Source organism: Pseudoalteromonas sp. NGC95, from assembly GCF_015864705.1.
GTDB classification, from domain to species: Bacteria; Pseudomonadota; Gammaproteobacteria; order Enterobacterales; family Alteromonadaceae; genus Pseudoalteromonas; species Pseudoalteromonas arctica.
On record NZ_JADYWR010000030.1, the window covers coordinates 1 to 17,466 of the forward strand.

Annotated in this window: 16 protein-coding genes and 1 pseudogene; 6 read left to right on the forward strand and 11 right to left on the reverse strand. The window is 40.1% G+C overall.

Annotated features, from left to right (window positions below; all coding sequences use genetic code 11):
* Window positions 1-655: 655 nt before the first annotated feature.
* Window positions 656-933, reverse strand: a pseudogene (locus tag I6E70_RS20960) (hypothetical protein); the annotation flags it as partial.
* Window positions 934-1,241: 308 nt separating this feature from the next.
* Window positions 1,242-1,679 (reverse strand): hypothetical protein, encoded by a 438-nt coding sequence (locus tag I6E70_RS18675; RefSeq protein ID WP_169061460.1) that lies wholly within the window; start codon window positions 1,677-1,679, stop codon window positions 1,242-1,244.
* 341 nt (window positions 1,680-2,020) lie between these two features.
* On the opposite strand from I6E70_RS18675, the gene I6E70_RS18680 reads away from it, so the two are divergent.
* Window positions 2,021-3,283: an IS110 family transposase gene (locus I6E70_RS18680; protein ID WP_076926144.1), complete on the forward strand. Its 1,263-nt coding sequence runs from the start codon at window positions 2,021-2,023 to the stop codon at window positions 3,281-3,283.
* A gap of 40 nt (window positions 3,284-3,323) precedes the next feature.
* On the opposite strand, the gene I6E70_RS18685 is transcribed toward I6E70_RS18680, so the two are convergent.
* The 8 genes from I6E70_RS18685 to lrp all read right to left on the reverse strand — a co-directional run bounded on the left by I6E70_RS18685 (window position 3,324) and on the right by lrp (window position 11,675).
* The gene (locus I6E70_RS18685; protein ID WP_197189372.1) at window positions 3,324-4,058 is read right to left on the reverse strand and encodes a hypothetical protein; all 735 of its coding nucleotides are present in this window, start codon (window positions 4,056-4,058) and stop codon (window positions 3,324-3,326) included.
* 168 nt (window positions 4,059-4,226) lie between these two features.
* Entirely contained in the window at window positions 4,227-4,514 is a 288-nt protein-coding gene (locus I6E70_RS18690) for a DUF6984 family protein (protein WP_442960299.1), read from the reverse strand.
* Window positions 4,515-4,877: 363 nt separating this feature from the next.
* Window positions 4,878-6,182, reverse strand: a complete 1,305-nt coding sequence (gene serS, locus I6E70_RS18695) for a serine--tRNA ligase (RefSeq protein ID WP_002962971.1) — start codon at window positions 6,180-6,182, stop codon at window positions 4,878-4,880.
* Between the two features lie 9 nt (window positions 6,183-6,191).
* On the reverse strand, window positions 6,192-6,572 hold the full coding sequence (crcB, locus tag I6E70_RS18700) for a fluoride efflux transporter CrcB (RefSeq protein WP_197189374.1): 381 nt from the start codon (window positions 6,570-6,572) through the stop codon (window positions 6,192-6,194).
* The gene (locus I6E70_RS18705; RefSeq protein ID WP_197189375.1) at window positions 6,565-7,908 is read right to left on the reverse strand and encodes a replication-associated recombination protein A; all 1,344 of its coding nucleotides are present in this window, start codon (window positions 7,906-7,908) and stop codon (window positions 6,565-6,567) included. The genes crcB and I6E70_RS18705 overlap by 8 nt, the downstream gene beginning before the upstream one ends.
* Window positions 7,901-8,527 (reverse strand): outer membrane lipoprotein chaperone LolA, encoded by a 627-nt coding sequence (gene lolA / locus I6E70_RS18710; RefSeq protein ID WP_007582981.1) that lies wholly within the window; start codon window positions 8,525-8,527, stop codon window positions 7,901-7,903. The genes I6E70_RS18705 and lolA overlap by 8 nt, the downstream gene beginning before the upstream one ends.
* Window positions 8,527-11,022 carry a DNA translocase FtsK gene (locus I6E70_RS18715; protein WP_197189376.1) on the reverse strand — a complete coding sequence of 832 codons (2,496 nt, stop codon included), beginning with the start codon at window positions 11,020-11,022 and terminating at the stop codon, window positions 8,527-8,529. Before I6E70_RS18715 ends, lolA begins: the two co-directional genes overlap by 1 nt.
* 173 nt (window positions 11,023-11,195) lie before the next feature.
* Window positions 11,196-11,675: a leucine-responsive transcriptional regulator Lrp gene (gene lrp / locus I6E70_RS18720; protein WP_007582985.1), complete on the reverse strand. Its 480-nt coding sequence runs from the start codon at window positions 11,673-11,675 to the stop codon at window positions 11,196-11,198.
* Between the two features lie 142 nt (window positions 11,676-11,817).
* Here lrp and ald point away from each other — a divergent pair, with 142 nt between their 5' ends.
* Window positions 11,818-12,939: an alanine dehydrogenase gene (gene ald, locus I6E70_RS18725; protein ID WP_010552621.1), complete on the forward strand. Its 1,122-nt coding sequence runs from the start codon at window positions 11,818-11,820 to the stop codon at window positions 12,937-12,939.
* Window positions 12,940-13,070: 131 nt separating this feature from the next.
* On the opposite strand, the gene pssA is transcribed toward ald, so the two are convergent.
* Entirely contained in the window at window positions 13,071-14,396 is a 1,326-nt protein-coding gene (gene pssA, locus I6E70_RS18730) for a CDP-diacylglycerol--serine O-phosphatidyltransferase (protein WP_101163084.1), read from the reverse strand.
* Between the two features lie 287 nt (window positions 14,397-14,683).
* Here pssA and trxB point away from each other — a divergent pair, with 287 nt between their 5' ends.
* The 4 genes from trxB (at window position 14,684) to infA (ending at window position 17,454) form a co-directional block, all read left to right on the forward strand.
* Window positions 14,684-15,634, forward strand: a complete 951-nt coding sequence (gene trxB, locus I6E70_RS18735) for a thioredoxin-disulfide reductase (protein WP_008168643.1) — start codon at window positions 14,684-14,686, stop codon at window positions 15,632-15,634.
* Between the two features lie 97 nt (window positions 15,635-15,731).
* Window positions 15,732-16,448: a leucyl/phenylalanyl-tRNA--protein transferase gene (gene aat, locus I6E70_RS18740; RefSeq protein ID WP_024594164.1), complete on the forward strand. Its 717-nt coding sequence runs from the start codon at window positions 15,732-15,734 to the stop codon at window positions 16,446-16,448.
* A complete protein-coding gene (locus I6E70_RS18745; RefSeq protein ID WP_010552618.1) occupies window positions 16,441-17,145 on the forward strand; it encodes an arginyltransferase in 705 nt (234 codons plus the stop codon). Before aat ends, I6E70_RS18745 begins: the two co-directional genes overlap by 8 nt.
* 90 nt (window positions 17,146-17,235) lie before the next feature.
* On the forward strand, window positions 17,236-17,454 hold the full coding sequence (infA, locus tag I6E70_RS18750; RefSeq protein ID WP_002962494.1) for a translation initiation factor IF-1: 219 nt from the start codon (window positions 17,236-17,238) through the stop codon (window positions 17,452-17,454).
* The last annotated feature ends 12 nt before the right edge of the window (window positions 17,455-17,466 follow it).

Genomic DNA, 17,466 nt, shown 5'->3' on the forward strand with positions numbered 1-17,466 from the left:
TGGCTATTATTGCCTGTATAAGAAAGCTTATAGTAATCATAAATTCTATGGTGAGGGATGGTGTCATGTGGGATCCTAAAATGGTTTGAAATTAGGAATTGACACCATAGTCACTTGTTATATGCCAATCCCCTAACACTTTATAGTATAAGTAATTGGATTTTTATAATTCCAATTGGAACCCGAAGTTTCAACTTTATCTAAAACTGTAAACTCTTTAATTTCTCTTCGAACACTCTTTGTTTTCATCAAAAATAAAAATATCCAGAGACTAAAGCAACAAAAAAATAATACTGCGATACTGTAATAATTAAAGTATGAAAAAAATATCGCTGAGGAAGCAAAAAATAAAGAAAGCCACTTAAAGTTTGGGCTAAACACTATGGTAACTTTAGAATCATCAAGCTGCTTCCTTGTATATATGAACATACTACTCTCCAACTACCTCTAGGCATATAACGAGCCTGTAGATTAACTCGTTTTTAAATTTGTTTTTATTGATAAACAAACCATAGCTGAGTTCCTATTTTGGTTCAATTGACTACTGTATTTTTACGAAGAATATTGAAGTGTTTGATATTGTTTTAATTGGCGTTTTGGAAGGGATTACGGGTGTTTGAGTGGCTTTTATTTAGAGTAAGAGGGCTTACCCTTCTTAATGCATCGTGTTTTGCAGCTTTTCTATATTATGAACAAGGCAATACAGTTGCCCCACCGTAAACCAAAGGTATTCACTTTCGTTTGACCCCATAAGGTCAGTTTATTCATGTCTTTGTTCACTGTAATGTTCCGCTTTTTATTTAAAGGAAAGCCGGTTCGATACAGCAGAGCCGTTTGCCATTCTTTAATAAACAGCTGTCGTCGACCTATGGGGCTGTCTATTTTTACTTTCATTTTGTCTACATAGCTCAGCTTTTTGGGTGATTCATTATTTATAATAATTCACTCTTCATGCTGTTTTTGTTGGCTTTTTTGTAATAATTAGGATGGGTGTCATCCTAATTTTGTTATCCTAATTTTCGGTTATTGCGACTTTCTTATAATGAGGCGAATCTTCTACACAATAAATTTTAAATAGATCAGGGAATTTTTTATCTAATTCAACCTGCCTGTTTTTACTTAAATTTAAGAATTTACGCACAGACTTTCCTAGTAACGCCCTGTTAAGGGGCAAAAAATTGTTTGCTAAAATGTTGAGGAACGAAACAGCAAACTGTTTTTTGTCCCGCTTCAACAGCTTGTTAGTTGCCGATTTCACCAAACCTATTTATGTAGTCATCTAGATTAGGTGATAAGTCGATACGTTTAACTATATTGTTGCGTAAAAAGAATTCCAACTCCTTAGCTGAATCGACATACTCTTTAAATATACCGTCACTCATTTTTAAAACTAAAGCTGGAAAGTGAGCTAAGAGTTCAATCTCACTAAAACCAATTGGTCTAATGCTATTTAGTTGGGACATTTCAGAACTTAATGAGATTCCCCATAATTTAAAACCATAATCAGGATCGAAATCCAATTGGATACCTTCTGATTGATACTTCCAAATTTCAGAACTAACACCATCTTTCCCTAATTCATTTTCAATTACATCAGGCTTACCAAATAGCTCAATAGCTTTTTCCTTGGAATCACCAAATTCAATTATTTTCAATCCGACTAATGGCACAATATTCATAAGGCAACTAACGCCGCATTAAGCGGACTAAAATAGTGGGTTATAATGTGTAGCGAAGCGAAACCTAACCCACTGTTTTAGTTCCGTTTAAATGCCTTATAGTTCGACCAAGCCACTTAATTTAAAAGTAACTGACTATTATATTAAGTGGAATATGCTTCTGTTGGTTACGAATATTGAATGCCAAACATCTAATGTTTTTAACAAGACGTTCGAGCCAACAGAGCACCTCGATTTCAAAACGCATACTCAGGGATTGCCGACCAAGACTATCTATAAGACCTGCGAGAAACGAGATTTAAGCACATTCCGTCCTTAACTTTAACCGTAGGCGCTATAAAATGAAAGCATATAACGTTGATAATTTTGCTGTACTCATTGGCATGGATTGGGCCGATAAAAAACATGATATTTGTGAACACCCAACAGGCACTAATAAATATCATTACACCGTTATTAAACACACACCTGAAGCGTTGCATGAATGGGCTATGGATATTAAACAGCGTTATCCAGAGCAGAAAATAGCAATTGTTTGTGAGCTTAAAAAAGGCCCGCTTATTTATGCATTAGCTAAATACGACCACCTTACTTTATTTACCGTGAATCCTTGTGCTGTTGCTAAATACCGCCAGGCTTTTACGCCCAGTGGCGCAAAAGATGACCCATCAGATGCCTTTGTACAAGTTGAAATTCTCACGTTACACATGGATAAGCTGTCTGTCATTGAGCCTGAGTCAGCAGCTATGCGAACGCTGTCTCAGCTTGTTGAATATCGCCGAAGTTTAGTGCAAGACAGTGTCGATTTATCCAATAAAATAACAGCGACATTAAAAAATTATTACCCGCAGGCACTTGAATGGTTTAAAGAAAAGGACACGTATATATTCTGCGACTTCATTCAGAAGTGGCCGTCACTCACTGCGGTTAAAAAAGCAAGAAAACAGACTTTACTCGACTTTTTTGAGAGTCATAACTCACACTATTCCACGGTCAATAATGCACGATTAGACAGTATTAAAAATTCAATGCCATTAACTCTGGATGAAGGCGTCATTGTGCCTAATCAAATGCTCGTTGAAGTGCTTATTACGCAATTTAAAGTGTTATTAAAAGGTATTGAAAAGCTCGATAAAGCAATAAAATCGGCTTATAAAGCCCAGCAAGATAAAAAGATATTTGATAGCTTACCCGGTGCAGGTCCACAACTCGCCCCACGTTTACTTGTTGCTTTTGGGAGTAATCGTGCGCGTTATAATGATGCTGCAGAACTTCAAAAGTACGCGGGTATAGCGCCTGTTATTGAGCGCAGTGGTCAAAAAATGTGGACTCATTGGCGTTATAGTTGCCCCACTTTTTTAAGGCAAACATTTGTAGAATGGGCAGGCTTTTCTATTCGTTATTCGTTTTGGGCTAAAGCGTATTATGAGCAACAAAAAGCTAAGGGTAAGCCGCATAACAGCATAATTAGATCACTGGCATTTAAATGGATAAGGATTGTATTTAGGTGTTGGAAAACGAATACACCCTACGATGAATCGACGTATTTAGCGGCCTTAAAACGCAGAGGCTCACCACTTTTAAAATTTGCAGTTAATAGCTAAATTTTACTAGTCGTACACCTCAGGGCGTGTTGTTATAGGGCTATTTGGCACTGTTAATTTTATTATGCCAATCTCTACAACCAGTTAATTTAACAAACTCTTCCGTAGGATATTCAAAAACATCTACGATACATTCAGATGAAAGCGGTTCTGTAGAATAACCAGCGTAATCAATTGAATTATCAAGTTTGAATCCTTTGTTTTTTAGGAACCGCCCAATAACCTCTTTCCACGGTAATCTAAAATTAGGAATAGACCCCAAAGGAACTGTTGCTTTAATTACACAAGGTGTACCTATGTTTTTCAGTGTTTCCCCAGAAACAGCATTACTCTCATGACTATTGTATAACGCTTCTCCTCCCCAAGACTGAAAGAATCGCATTATGCCCGACTCGCCTGCTAGCAATGGTTCGTAGAAACAAAACCAGAGCATATTTGCGCGGTTGTTATCATTACACTGATTGTTTGCTCTTAATTTTTCAGACATATCTTTAGTAATAATGCCTTCTAATTCTAGTTTTTCTAAACGAGATGAGAGTGTTTCTAAATTTTGAAGAGACATTCCTGACTTTAAAATTTCTGAAATCTCCCCTTTCGTTAATTTCGTACAGTGGTAACCAATTAAAGAATATTTTTTTAGAATTAATCCTATTTCAGCGAGTGATGTTTCAAACGAATGTACAGAAGACCTTTGTTCACTAATACAACACCAACCAATAAAAACATCAAAGTTTTCTTCTAGGAATTGAATTAAATCACTTGGCCATGTGTCCATTTTTTCAATTATTATAGAAATAGTTATTTCCTTAGCTCAGGGATTTGATGAAAGACTTGACTGCCCTATAACGCCTCACTCAGAGGCTAAAAATTGATGGCTAAAATAAGCGAGGCACGAGCAATAGCCAGCTGTTTTTAGTCCTTTGCAGTGACTTGTTATGTGTATTTACTTCAATAGTTGGGTTGGTGAAAAATCCACTTTCCAAATATCTAGCTCGTATAAGTTACCTTCTGTATCCACGTTTAATGCCGCTGATACAGGAGTACCATCTACGTCGTCAAACATATATTCTGCAACCTCTTGCCCAAGTTGTCGGTTTTCATAATTTGTACCAATAGATAAACTCCCCATTCCACCGTCATCCATAGGGTTGACAAGCAATTTGGTCAAGTCTATTTCTAAGCCAGCAATATTAAGTAACTTAGTCATTATTTCAATTTCAGTCGAATTCAAATTCCGCATTATAGGTACACATAACAACTTTGTATCCGACATTTGTCGCTTTATAAACCGACAAATGTCCAAATATTACAAAGGTTTTAATTTAACCAGCTAATAAGGACTTGTAAACAAGTAGTTAGCCGATATTTAAGTTTCCTTGATGTAGAAATACCCCAAAATGGTAGAGATCAGTAATATCGGACAAAAAAGTAATGAGCTATAAAAATAGGTGTAAGCGATATTATTAAAAAGATAACTTAAATTTTTCTCTAAGCTTTTGCCTTTAACCTAAAAAAAAAGCCGCTGTTTATTACAAACAGCGGCTTTCGTATTAAGATTTACAAGCTTAAAGCGTGCTTAACTTAAACTTGAGTTTTATTGTTTACCAATCACTTCAAGTCCACCCATGTATGGGCGTAATACTTCTGGTACTACAACTGTGCCATCGGCTTGTTGGTAGTTTTCTAGTATGGCTACCAGTGTACGGCCAACGGCTAAGCCTGAACCATTTAGTGTATGTAGTAACTCTGGCTTTTTAACACCTTCACGGCGAAAACGTGCTTGCATACGACGCGCCTGAAAATCTGCCATGTTTGAACATGATGAAATTTCGCGATATGTATCTTGCGCAGGTAACCATACTTCTAAATCGTATGTTTTAGCTGAACCAAAGCCCATGTCGCCCATACATAAAATTACTTTACGGTACGGAAGTTCTAACGCTTGTAGTATTTGCTCTGCGTGACCTGTTAACTCTTCAAGCGTTGCCATTGAGTCTTCTGGTTTTACAAGTTGTACTAATTCAACTTTATCAAACTGGTGTTGACGAATTAAGCCACGAGTATCGCGGCCATAGCTGCCTGCTTCGCTTCTAAAACACGGAGTGTGGGCAACTAAGCGAATTGGTAAATCGCTTTCGTCGTAAATTTCGTCACGGGCGCTATTTGTAAGCGGTACTTCAGCAGTAGGAATTAAGCTAAAGCCGGCTTGTTGTTCGCCGTCGTCATTTACAAGGCCTAATGTGTGGAATAAATCGCCCGCAAATTTAGGTAATTGGCTGGTGCCGTAAAGGCTTGCGCTATTTACTAGGTACGGTACATACATTTCTGTGTAGCCGTTTTTATCAGCGTGTGTATCTAGCATAAATTGCGTTAGTGCACGGTGCATACGCGCTACTTGTCCGCGCATTACAGTAAAGCGTGCGCCACTAATTTTAACGCCCATTTCAAAGTCTAAACCGTTTAGATCTTGCCCTACATCTACGTGGTCTTTAACTTCAAAATCGAATTTTTTAGGTGTGCCCCAAGTTAAAATTTCAACGTTGTCGTCCTCGTCTTTACCTGCAGGTACTGACTCGTCTGGCAAGTTTGGAATTGCTAACGCAATGTCGTTAATCGCGGCTAATACTTCATCTTGCTCTGTTTTAGCGGCGTCTAGCTCACTACCTAAGTTAGCCACTGCATCAAGTAATGGTTGTGCGTCTTCGCCTTTAGCTTTGGCTTGACCAATTGCTTTTGCGCTTGCATTACGTTGACTTTGAAGTTCTTGCGTTTTTACTTGTAATGTTTTGCGTTTTTCTTCAAGTGCCGTTACCGTCGCTACATCGAGTTCGTAACCGCGCGCCGCTAAACGTGCTGCAGTTTGTTCGATGTCTTGACGTAAAAATTTAGAATCTAACATGTTAGTTTTTTAACCTTTTTGCAATACTAGCTGAAGGCCCAGCCAAGCCATAAAAATACACACCATCACGTTTAAGATGATATTGAGGGCCATTTTAATAAAGTGACCTTGTTGTAATAACAACAACGAGTCCATTGAGAATGTTGAAAAGGTGGTTAATGCACCTAAAAAGCCAATACCGATAAGGGTTTTGGCGGGGCTTGCGGTGATAATTTCTTTATCTATCAAACCGTACAAAATGCCCATTAACAATGAACCCAGAATATTAACCGTCAACGTGCCAAAAGGGAATCCCCTACCGAGGAGTTTTAGCATGCTTTCGCTAATAAAAAACCGTAAACACGCACCTGAGGCTCCGCCAAGGGCGATCATCATATAAAGTTTAATCATTTTCGTATCGTTTAAGTGGGCTTTGCGCATCGCGCTCTTTTAGGTAATCGAGTTTTTGTTTGATCTTTTGTTCAAGTCCGCGCTCGCTCGGTAAGTAATATTCTTTACCGTCCATTTCTGGTGGTAAATATTTTTCACCTGCGGCAAATGCACCCTCTTCATTATGCGCATAACGGTACTCAGCGCCATACCCTAAGTCTTTCATTAAATTAGTTGGGGCATTACGTAAATGCTCTGGCACGGGGTAACTTGGCTCGTTTTGAGCGTCTGCTTTGGCTTGATTAAACGCCATATAGACTGCATTACTTTTGGGTGCACTGGCTAAATACAATGTGGCTTGTGCAATTGCACGCTCGCCTTCGCCAGGGCCTACTCGCTGAAATATATCCCATGCATTTAAGGCCACTTCCATCGCACGCGGATCGGCGTTACCAATGTCTTCTGTTGCAATGGCAAGTAAACGCCTTGCTACATACAAAGGGTCGCCGCCACCGGCTAAAATTCGGCAATACCAATACAGCGCACCATCGGGGGAGCTACCACGTACTGATTTATGAAAGGCTGATATTAAATCGTAAAACTCATCGCCGCCTTTATCGTATTTAGCTAAATGCGTTGGTAGCACTTGGCTAAGTACGTGCTCATCTACGTTGTATTGACCGTTTTGCTCGGACGTTAAATCAACCGCTTGTTCAAGTAAGTTAAGTACTTTGCGCGCATCGCCACCACTTGCTTGGCACAGTGCCTTTTTAGCGTTGTCGGCAATAGTGATATGCTTTTGGCTTAGCTGCTCGTCTTGTTTAAGTGCACGTTCTATTACGGTATATAAGTCGGCATCGGCAAGCGATTTTAAAACATACACGCGTGCACGCGACAATATAGCGTTATTAAGGGCAAACGATGGGTTTTCGGTGGTTGCACCTACAAATATAAAGGTGCCGTCTTCTATGTGCGGTAAAAACGCATCTTGCTGAGACTTATTAAAGCGATGAACCTCGTCAACAAACATAAGGGTGCGTTGGCCACGGCTTTCTAGGTTATCGCGCGCTTGCGTTACGCTGTCACGTATATCTTTTACGCCTGCGGTTACCGCCGACATTTGTATAAGTGAGGCATCAGCATGGTTGGCAATTATTTGCGCAAGTGTTGTTTTACCTACACCCGGTGGGCCCCATAAAATTAAACTATGGCATCGCCCCGCGACAATGGCTTGATGCAGTGGTTTATCAGCACTTAATAAGTGTTGCTGACCAATGTACTCGTCAAGCGTTGTGGGGCGCATACGCGCAGCAAGTGGCCGTACATCGGGCCCAAAGTTAAAACCTAAATTACTCACCGTTACTCTGATCGTCTATTTCAACACCTTCAGGAGGCGTAAATTCAAAAGTGCTTTTATCAAGCGGCGTATTAACTTGGGCATTGTTAAACGTAAATGACGATAGCTGCCCTGAGTTGTCGGTAACGACTAGTTTAGCAAGGCCTTGCTCGTTACCCGCAAACGCTATATCAAGTTGTTCTACTTGGCTTTCTACGCCTTTATTTGGCGTTACGCTAAAGCCTGTATTTGTTGCAAGTACGCTGTATTTTTCCCACTGTGCTGGGTCTTTTGATGTAAGTAGCACAAATGGTGTTGAGTCGATTAGACTACTGGTTTTCATAATTGTTACTTGCTCAGCAAAGCTGTCGAAGTAATAGGTTTTATCGCCGTTTGATACAAATAATGTATCGTCTGGATTTGTTTGCTGCCAGCGAATCATCATAGGCTGTTGAAGCGCTATTGTGCCCTCGCCTTGCATAACCGCTTGGCCTTCTTTGTCTGTTACTTTTTGTGCAAACTGCGCTTTAAAGCTTTTTAAAGTGGCAAGTCTGTCTTGTAATGCTTGGCTGTCATCAGCAAAGCTTGGTGCGGCAAGTACGCTGCCTAACACTAATAATAAGGCGTTAAATTTTTTCATTAATTTGCTCCATTAGGTACTAATACATCGCGAGCGCCGTTATGACCTGGTGAACTCACGATACCCGATGTTTCCATTTGTTCGACTAAACGTGCTGCGCGGTTATAGCCAACACGCAGTTTACGTTGCACTGACGATACCGATACCTTGCCGGTTTCAATTACAAACGACACGGCTTCGTCGTATAACGGATCGTTCTCTTCGTCTGCATTTTCGCTTGCTTCACCTGGCAATAAAATATCTTCACTGGCATCACCATTGAGTATTTCATCAACGTAATTTGGCTTAGCACGCGCTTTCCAATCGTTTACTACGGCGTGTACTTCATGGTCGTCTACAAACGCGCCATGTACACGCTCTGGTACGCTAGTACCTGGTGGTAAATAAAGCATATCGCCCATACCCAGTAAGTTTTCTGCGCCTTGCTGGTCAAGTATCGTGCGCGAGTCTATTTTACTTGATACCTGAAACGCCATACGCGTTGGTATATTTGCTTTAATTAAACCTGTTATTACATCTACCGAAGGGCGCTGCGTTGCCAGTATTAAGTGAATACCTGCCGCACGTGCTTTTTGGGCTATGCGGGCAATCAGCTCTTCTACTTTTTTACCAACAATCATCATCATGTCGGCAAATTCGTCTATTACTACAACAATACTTGGTAACTTACCAAGTTCTTCCGGGCCTTCTTTCATGCCATCGGTGTCTTTAAATAATGGATCAAGAATCGGGTAACCCGCTTCATTGGCTTCAAGCACTTTTTGGTTGTAACCTTTTAAGTTACGCACACCCAATGCTGACATTAATTTATAACGACGTTCCATCTCGCCCACACACCAACGCAGTGCGTTAGCGGCTTCTTTCATGTCGGTGACTACTTCACACAATAAATGCGGAATACCTTCGTATACTGATAGCTCAAGCATTTTAGGGTCAATCATAATCATACGTACATCGTCAGGCCCCGATTTGTAAAGCAAGCTTACTATCATGACATTAACGCCCACTGATTTACCTGAACCGGTTGTACCGGCTACTAATAAATGTGGCATTTTACCTAAATCAGCACATACCGGCTGACCGGCAATGTCTTTACCTAGCACCATGGTAAGTGGCGATGGGTTTTGCTCAAATTTAGGCGCGTTTATTACTTCTGACAAACGTACTATTTCGCGATGTTTATTAGGAAGCTCAATACCAACATATGTTTTACCCGGTATAACTTCTACAACACGCACACTAATTGCCGAAAGCGAACGGGCTAAATCTTTAGCCAAACCTGTAATTTTTGACACTTTAATACCTGGCGCTAAATCCAACTCAAAGCGTGTAACAACAGGGCCTGGGTATACCGCTACAACTTTAGCTTGTACGTTAAAGTCGAGTAGTTTTGTCTCTACTAGGCGCGATACTGTATCGAGCTCTTCTTGCGAAATTGGGTTTTTAGCTTTGTCCGGTCTGTCGAGTAAATCGAGCGACGGTAATGGTCCCGGTGGTGGTTCTTGCGTTAATAATTGCTCAAACTTTTCTTTAGCCGTTGGCGGTGGTTGATATTGCGCTTTTGATTTAGGCATTGGTCTTGCTGGTGATACAACTGTTGTAACTGGTTTTTCTGGCTCTACAACTGGGCTTTGGTCAAGCGCGTTTAGCGCAGCGGCCGTGTCCATTGGTTCGTCGTCTATGGCGCTAAAGCCAATTTCTTGATCGAGTATGTCGTCAAGCTCGTCAAACGGCATAAAATCGTCACTAATTTGAGGCTCATTAAACGGTGTTTGCGGTTTATTAATTGCTTTTTGTTTATCTGCTTTTTTAGCTGATGTAGGCAGCTCTATTTGCTCTTTTATATCGTCTTCAAAATGGGCGTCTACCTCATCGTAATTGTTTGCTTTGCCCGCAGCATGTTCTCTGTGCATCCAGCCTTTTGCGTACGATACAATAAAGCGGTAAAACCTAACCATTAAATCGCCAAGGTAATCTACAAAATCAACCCACGATACACCCGTTAATAAGGTAAGCCCGGCAAAAAAGAAACACAGCAATAATATAGATGTACCGGTAAAGTTAAACGCAGGCATCATGGCTGATGCAATAACATCGCCCACTACCCCACCAGAGGAAAAGTTATAAATATCGTCAAAATTGATACTGCTAATAGCGGTAGCTGAGGTAATAAATAAAGCAAAACCAATAACACGCAGCGCTAAGGTGGTGTAATCAAGCTGTAAAATGCGGTGAGGTTGTTTAAATAGCAAGTAGCCAAATAGCTGAATGGCCGCTGGCACTAAGTAAGCCAACCAACCAAAGGTGAGTAATAAAATGTCGGCTATCCATGCACCGGCTGCTCCTGTGATGTTGCTTACTTCGCTAAAACTAGTTTGCGACCATGCAGCATCTGCTGGATCAAAGCTGATCAAGGCACATAAAATAAATATTGCCGTAAAGGTGCTGATAATCAGCCCTGTTTCTAATAGTCTTTGCACACCGTTTAGGCGCATAGTTCCCTATTCCTCTTTATTATTCTATTTTTATTCACACTTACTTAGCAGTGAAATACCTTAGCAGGAAATGCAATTTGTTGCACTTTATCTTAACCTTGATGGCCTGATTATGAACAAGTTTTTATAATTTGAGCTTATATAAGCAAATGACGCAGCTAATATAAATAACCTTAAGTAATATAAGGACGAATAATTACGCCTTCTTCACCTTTTACTTCTTCCATTACTACATAAGTTCGGCTTTCACTAACGTTAGGCAACTTTAATAATATGTCACCTAATACACCACGGTATTCTGACATATCATTTACGCGCGTTTTAAGTAAAAAATCAAAATTACCCGATACTAAATGACATTCGATAATTTCTTCGTGCTTTTTAACGGCTGCACTAAACTCATCAAATACGTCGGGAGATGTTTTAGTAATTGTTACTTCTACATACACCGATAAACCTTGCCCAAGCTTAGCTGGATCGACCACTGCTTTATAGCCAAGTATGTAGCCTTCTCGTTCTAGCTTTTTCACTCGCTCCAGACAGGGCGTGGCGCTTAGGCCAACTCGTCTGGCCAGTTCAACATTTGAAAGGCGTCCATCGTGCTGTAATTCCATTAAAATTTTACGGTCAATTCTATCTAATAACTGATGCATAGTGCCAACTAGTTTTTTATGCTGTTTATTTTTGTTATATAGATGATAACACTAGATTTGACTTTAAAAAAGGTGAGACACACGGGCTTATGATGAATATAATAGTGAAAAATGTTAATCCGTTCTTAATAAGGCAAATGATATGATTATTGGTGTTCCTAAAGAAATTAAAAACCATGAATACCGTGTAGGTATGGTTCCTGCGAGTGTTCGTGAATTAGTAAACCACGGTCATCAAGTGATTGTAGAAACTGATGCAGGCATGGGTATTGGTTTTACTAACGAAGATTACACGCTAGCGGGTGCTGAAATTTTAGCAACTGCTGCTGACGTTTTCGCTAAAGCAGACATGATTGTAAAAGTAAAAGAGCCACAAGCTGTTGAACGTGCAATGCTACGTGAAGACCAAATTCTTTTCACTTACTTACACCTTGCACCTGATCTTCCACAAACTGAAGACCTTGTAAAAAGCAAAGCTATTTGTATTGCATACGAAACTGTAACTGACTCTCGCGGTGGTTTACCGCTTCTTGCTCCTATGAGCGAAGTTGCTGGTCGTATGTCTATTCAAGCTGGTGCACAAGCGCTAGAAAAATCTAACCACGGTCGTGGCATGCTACTAGGTGGCGTACCAGGCGTTGAAGCGGCTAAAGTTGTTATCATTGGTGGCGGCATGGTTGGTCGTAGTGCAGCGCAAATGGCTGTTGGTCTTGGTGCTGAAGTTGTCGTTCTTGACCGTAACATCGACGTATTACGTGCACTAGACGCGCAATTTGGTAATAAAGTTAAAGCTATTTACTCAACTGCTGATGCTCTAGAAAAACACGTACTAGAAGCTGATTTAGTAATTGGTGGCGTACTAATCCCAGGTGCAGCTGCACCTAAACTAGTCACTGCTGAGCACATTAAAGCAATGAAACCTGGTTCTGCAATTGTTGACGTTGCAATCGACCAAGGTGGCTGTATTGCTACTTCTAAAGCAACGACGCATGCTGATCCTACTTTCATCGTTGATGAAGTTGTTCACTACTGTGTTGCTAACATGCCAGGTGCTGTTCCACGTACATCTACGTTTGCACTTAACAATGCAACATTGCCTTTCATCATTAACCTTGCAAACAAAGGTTATAAAAAGGCGTTACTAGATGACGCTCACTTCTTAAAAGGCTTAAACGTAATTAAAGGCCAAGTAACTTACAAAGAAGTAGCTGAAGCGTTCAACATGGAATATGTTGACCCACGCACAGCGGTAGAAAACGCATAATTTAGCGTTTTGTGGTTAGGTTGGTATTAAGTATGTAGCTACCTAACTACAATCATAAAAAAAGCAGCTAATTAGCTGCTTTTTTTGTATTTAAATTTCAGATTTATATAAGCTTATTTAGATAAACTTATTTAGATAAAACGCTTAATTATAAAATCTACTTTTACGCGCTTAGCTTGGCCAAGTAGTTTTTTAACTGGCTGCGGGTAATCATCCATCGTTTCTAAATCATCTGGGCCTGTTAAACGTCGGCAGTGCTGTAAAATTTCCTGCTTTTCGTTATCAATAGCATCCATAATTGTTTGCTCTGGATCTTCTATTAAAATACCGTTTTCGATATCAAGACCCCATGCACGCGGATTTAAGTTATGCCCGCTCAGTAAATGTTTTGTTCTATCTGAACAAATACCTTTTAAATGAAACGAATTGCTTTCATCTTTCCACAGATACACATTTAAATTACCGTTATCGATATGGCGCTTTTGCGTTTTTACAAATTTATGCAAAATAGTTTCGTATAAATAAGGTAATGCCCCTATTTTACTAAACGGCTCGCTTGGCGGTAAATAAAAGTCATTTGCTGTTTTATCGCCTACAACAATAGTCACTTGCTTGCCTTGCTTTAATAATCGGCGCAGTGATCGCATAAGCGGTGCCGGAAAATTAAAGTATGGCGTATACAACACAAGTTCTTGCTCTGTTGTATCAAATAACGCTTTTATTAAACGATTTAACTCGTTATTGCGACGCCCAAGCCCTAAAAATAAGCGAATACCTAATGCTTGCGTATTTAGCTGCTCTGCTGCGTTATAACTTGCGACTTTTAAATCGCGCATTAACTGCTTTTGATCAAGCTTAAAGTCGTGCAAACGCTTAAGCGGTCGCGTGTCTATACGTGGCACAGCGACTGATGAAAGTAGCTTTGTTTCAATAAAATCAACCACTGAGTCACACAGTTCGCTCTGCGTTATCAAAAAGTAGCGATCGAGTCTGTAGCGTTCGTTATGCTGCAAGTACACGTTATTTAAGCTTGCGCCGCTGTAAAGTAAGGTGTCGTCAATTACAAAACCTTTTAAATGCAATACGCCAAATAATTCTTTAGCTTTTACAGGTACGCCATAAACTTGTACGTTCGATTTAAACTTTTCTAAATCGTCACAGTATAAACTTGCGTTACCGTCTGATTTATCAGCGCCAATTAATCCACGTTGCGCACGATGAAAATCCACCAGCACTTTTACCTCAAGTGCGGGGTTTGCCAATGACACACGATGCAGCGCTTCTAAAATTTCGCGACCTGCTTCGTCATCTTGTAAATACAACGCAGTAATATAAATTCGTTTTTTTGCGTTCGCTATCAAGCGTAGCAATTGCGTTCGGTAATCTTGCGCATTGGTTAAGACGTTAACGTCTTTTGAAGTCAACCCGAATGCGGGTTTTTCCTGCCAAAATAACATAGTTGCCTATTTGCTTAGGTCACATAATCTATCAGTGACAAATAAAATTAGGTAAAACATAACAAAAAAAATCAAAGGGGTCATGAAATAACGCTGTTTTGTTGCCTGTTAGTCTATTTATTGAGCTACTTAGGCATTTTAACTGTAAAAGCACAGAGCTCTAGTACACAATACTGCACAGCTTTTCGATTTGATAAAAAAAATAATCGCGGATTTTGTTTACATCTGCCTTGTTTTTCTTAGAATCGAGCGCATTAAAGACCGTATTAAACGTTTAGGAAAAAATAATGACTGAAGCAAAACATTGTAAGCTACTAATTTTAGGCTCTGGCCCAGCTGGTTATACTGCCGCAGTATATGCAGCACGTGCAAATTTAAACCCTGTTTTAATTACAGGCATTCAACAAGGTGGCCAATTAACAACCACAACTGAAGTTGAAAACTGGCCTGGTGATGCACACGGTTTAACAGGTCCTGCGTTAATGGATCGTATGAAAGAGCACGCTGAGCGCTTTGAAACTGAAATCATATTCGATCACATCAATAAAGTAGATGTATCTAAGCGCCCTTTCACACTAACTGGCGACCAAGGTACTTACACATGTGATGCATTAATCATTGCAACGGGTGCGTCTGCTAAATACTTAGGCCTAGAGTCTGAAACTAACTTCCAAGGCCGTGGTGTTTCGGCATGTGCTACGTGTGACGGCTTTTTCTATAAAGGTCAAAAAGTAGCGGTTGTTGGTGGTGGTAATACAGCGGTTGAAGAAGCGCTTTACTTATCTAACATTGCTGACGAAGTACATGTTATTCATCGTCGTGACAGTTTCCGCAGTGAAAAAATACTTGCTGACCGCCTTGCTGAAAAAGCAGCTAACGGTAACGTTGTAATGCATTACAACCGCACGCTGGACGAAGTATTAGGCGACCAAATGGGCGTAACCGGCGTTCGTATTAAAGATGCACACTCTGATGCAACTGAAGAGCTAGATTTAGCAGGCGTATTTATTGCTATTGGCCACAAGCCAAATACTGATATGTTTGTTGGTCAACTAGAAATGAAAGATGGCTACTTAGTTGTAGAGTCTGGTCTTCACGGTAACGCAACTCAAACAAGCGTAGAAGGCGTTTTTGCTGCAGGTGATGTGTCAGACCACATTTACCGTCAAGCAATCACATCTGCGGGTACAGGCTGTATGGCTGCCCTTGATGCAGAGCGTTTCTTAGATAATTTATAAGCAATTAAATAAATTATTATAGGGCTGATTATTCAGCCCTTTTTTTATGCCTAAAATATAGTTACACTTTTACGATCAATTATAAAATAAGTACTGTATGAGAAATCAGCTATACCAATTAAGCGAAAACGATATAGCATTCCCCAATCCGGAATACGCATTAGAATCCCCTGATGGCTTGTTAGCAATTGGCGGAGATTTGAGTTTACCTCGCCTAAGTAATGCCTACAAAAGCGGAGTATTCCCTTGGTTTAGTGAAGATGAGCCTATTATGTGGTGGTCTCCCAGCGAGCGAGGCATTTTTGAGCTTAATGATTTTCATATAAGTAAGAGCTTGCGTAAGCATTTAAAAAAGCACCCTGTAAGAGTAACCATTAATAATGCCTTTGAAGAGGTGATAGAAGCCTGTCGCGATCAACGCCTTGATACCGATGGCACCTGGATCACCTCTGACATGCTCGACGCTTACGTTAATGCACACAATGCTGGCATTGCACATAGTTTAGAGGTGTGGAGTAACGGAGAGCTTGCAGGTGGCTTATACGGCATTATGCAAAATGGTGTTTTTTGTGGCGAGTCCATGTTTCATCATCAAACCAATTGCTCTAAGCTTGCTATGTGGGCACTGGTAAATTGGCTTAAACGCCATAATGCACATTTTATTGATTGCCAGTTAGAAAACCCTTATTTAATGACCCTAGGTGCAAAAGTAATCCCCCGTTCCACATTTTTGACTAAACTAAAAGCTGCACATAACTATACTGTTAACCCTATTATGTGGGAGCCACAAGAACTTGACGCAATCTATGAATGAGCAACTTCCTGCACGTGTTGGTTTAACCCAAGAGTTTGACTGTAGTTATTTACCCAACAGACAAGAGCAACTTTTAGTTATTCTTGATCCCAGTTGCTACAGCACCGACAAATTTGAGTCATTATTAGGCTTAGGGTTTCGTCGCAGTGGTAACCAAATATACCGTCCGCACTGCCCAATATGCAGCGCATGTAGTTCTGTACGTGTATTAGCACAAGACTTTATGCCCTCAAAATCGCAAAAACGTAAACTAAACAAAGCAAAAACACAGTTTGAGGTAAAATATTCAACGCAAGAGCGACCTGAGTATTATCCGCTCTATAGTAAATACATAACGATGCGTCATCAGGATGGAAGTATGTATCCTCCTGAAAAAGAACAGTTTCAAAGTTTTTTGCTTTGTAGTTGGCTCAAGATCACATTTATTGAACTGTGGCACCAAGATACTTTAGTCGCAGTTGCCGTAACTGATTGTATGAATAGCGCTATTTCTGCAATTTATACCTTTTTCGACCCCGACTTTGAACACTATAGTTTAGGCTCTGTGATGATATTAGAGCAGCTAAAGTTTGCTAAAGAGCAAAATAAGCAATACGTGTACTTGGGCTATCAAATTGATGAATGCGACAAAATGAAGTACAAAACTCAGTTTTTACCTGCTCAAAAACAGCTCAATGATGAGTGGGTGGCTATTTAATTTGCAAATATAGCCCCTGCGCCTTTACTTATTGGAGTATTTTGGGCAAAATCTGCAGCGTTTAACTATTAAAGAGGTGTTACGCTAAACATGGCGAAAGAAGACGTAATCGAAATGCAAGGGACAGTCCTTGATACTTTACCAAATACAATGTTCCGAGTTGAGCTAGAAAATGGTCACGTAGTTGTGGCTCATATTTCAGGCAAAATGCGCAAAAACTATATCCGTATTTTAACCGGCGATAAAGTAACGGTAGAAATGACTCCTTACGATTTATCAAAGGGTCGTATCGTATTCCGTGCTCGCTAAGTAAGTGCGTAA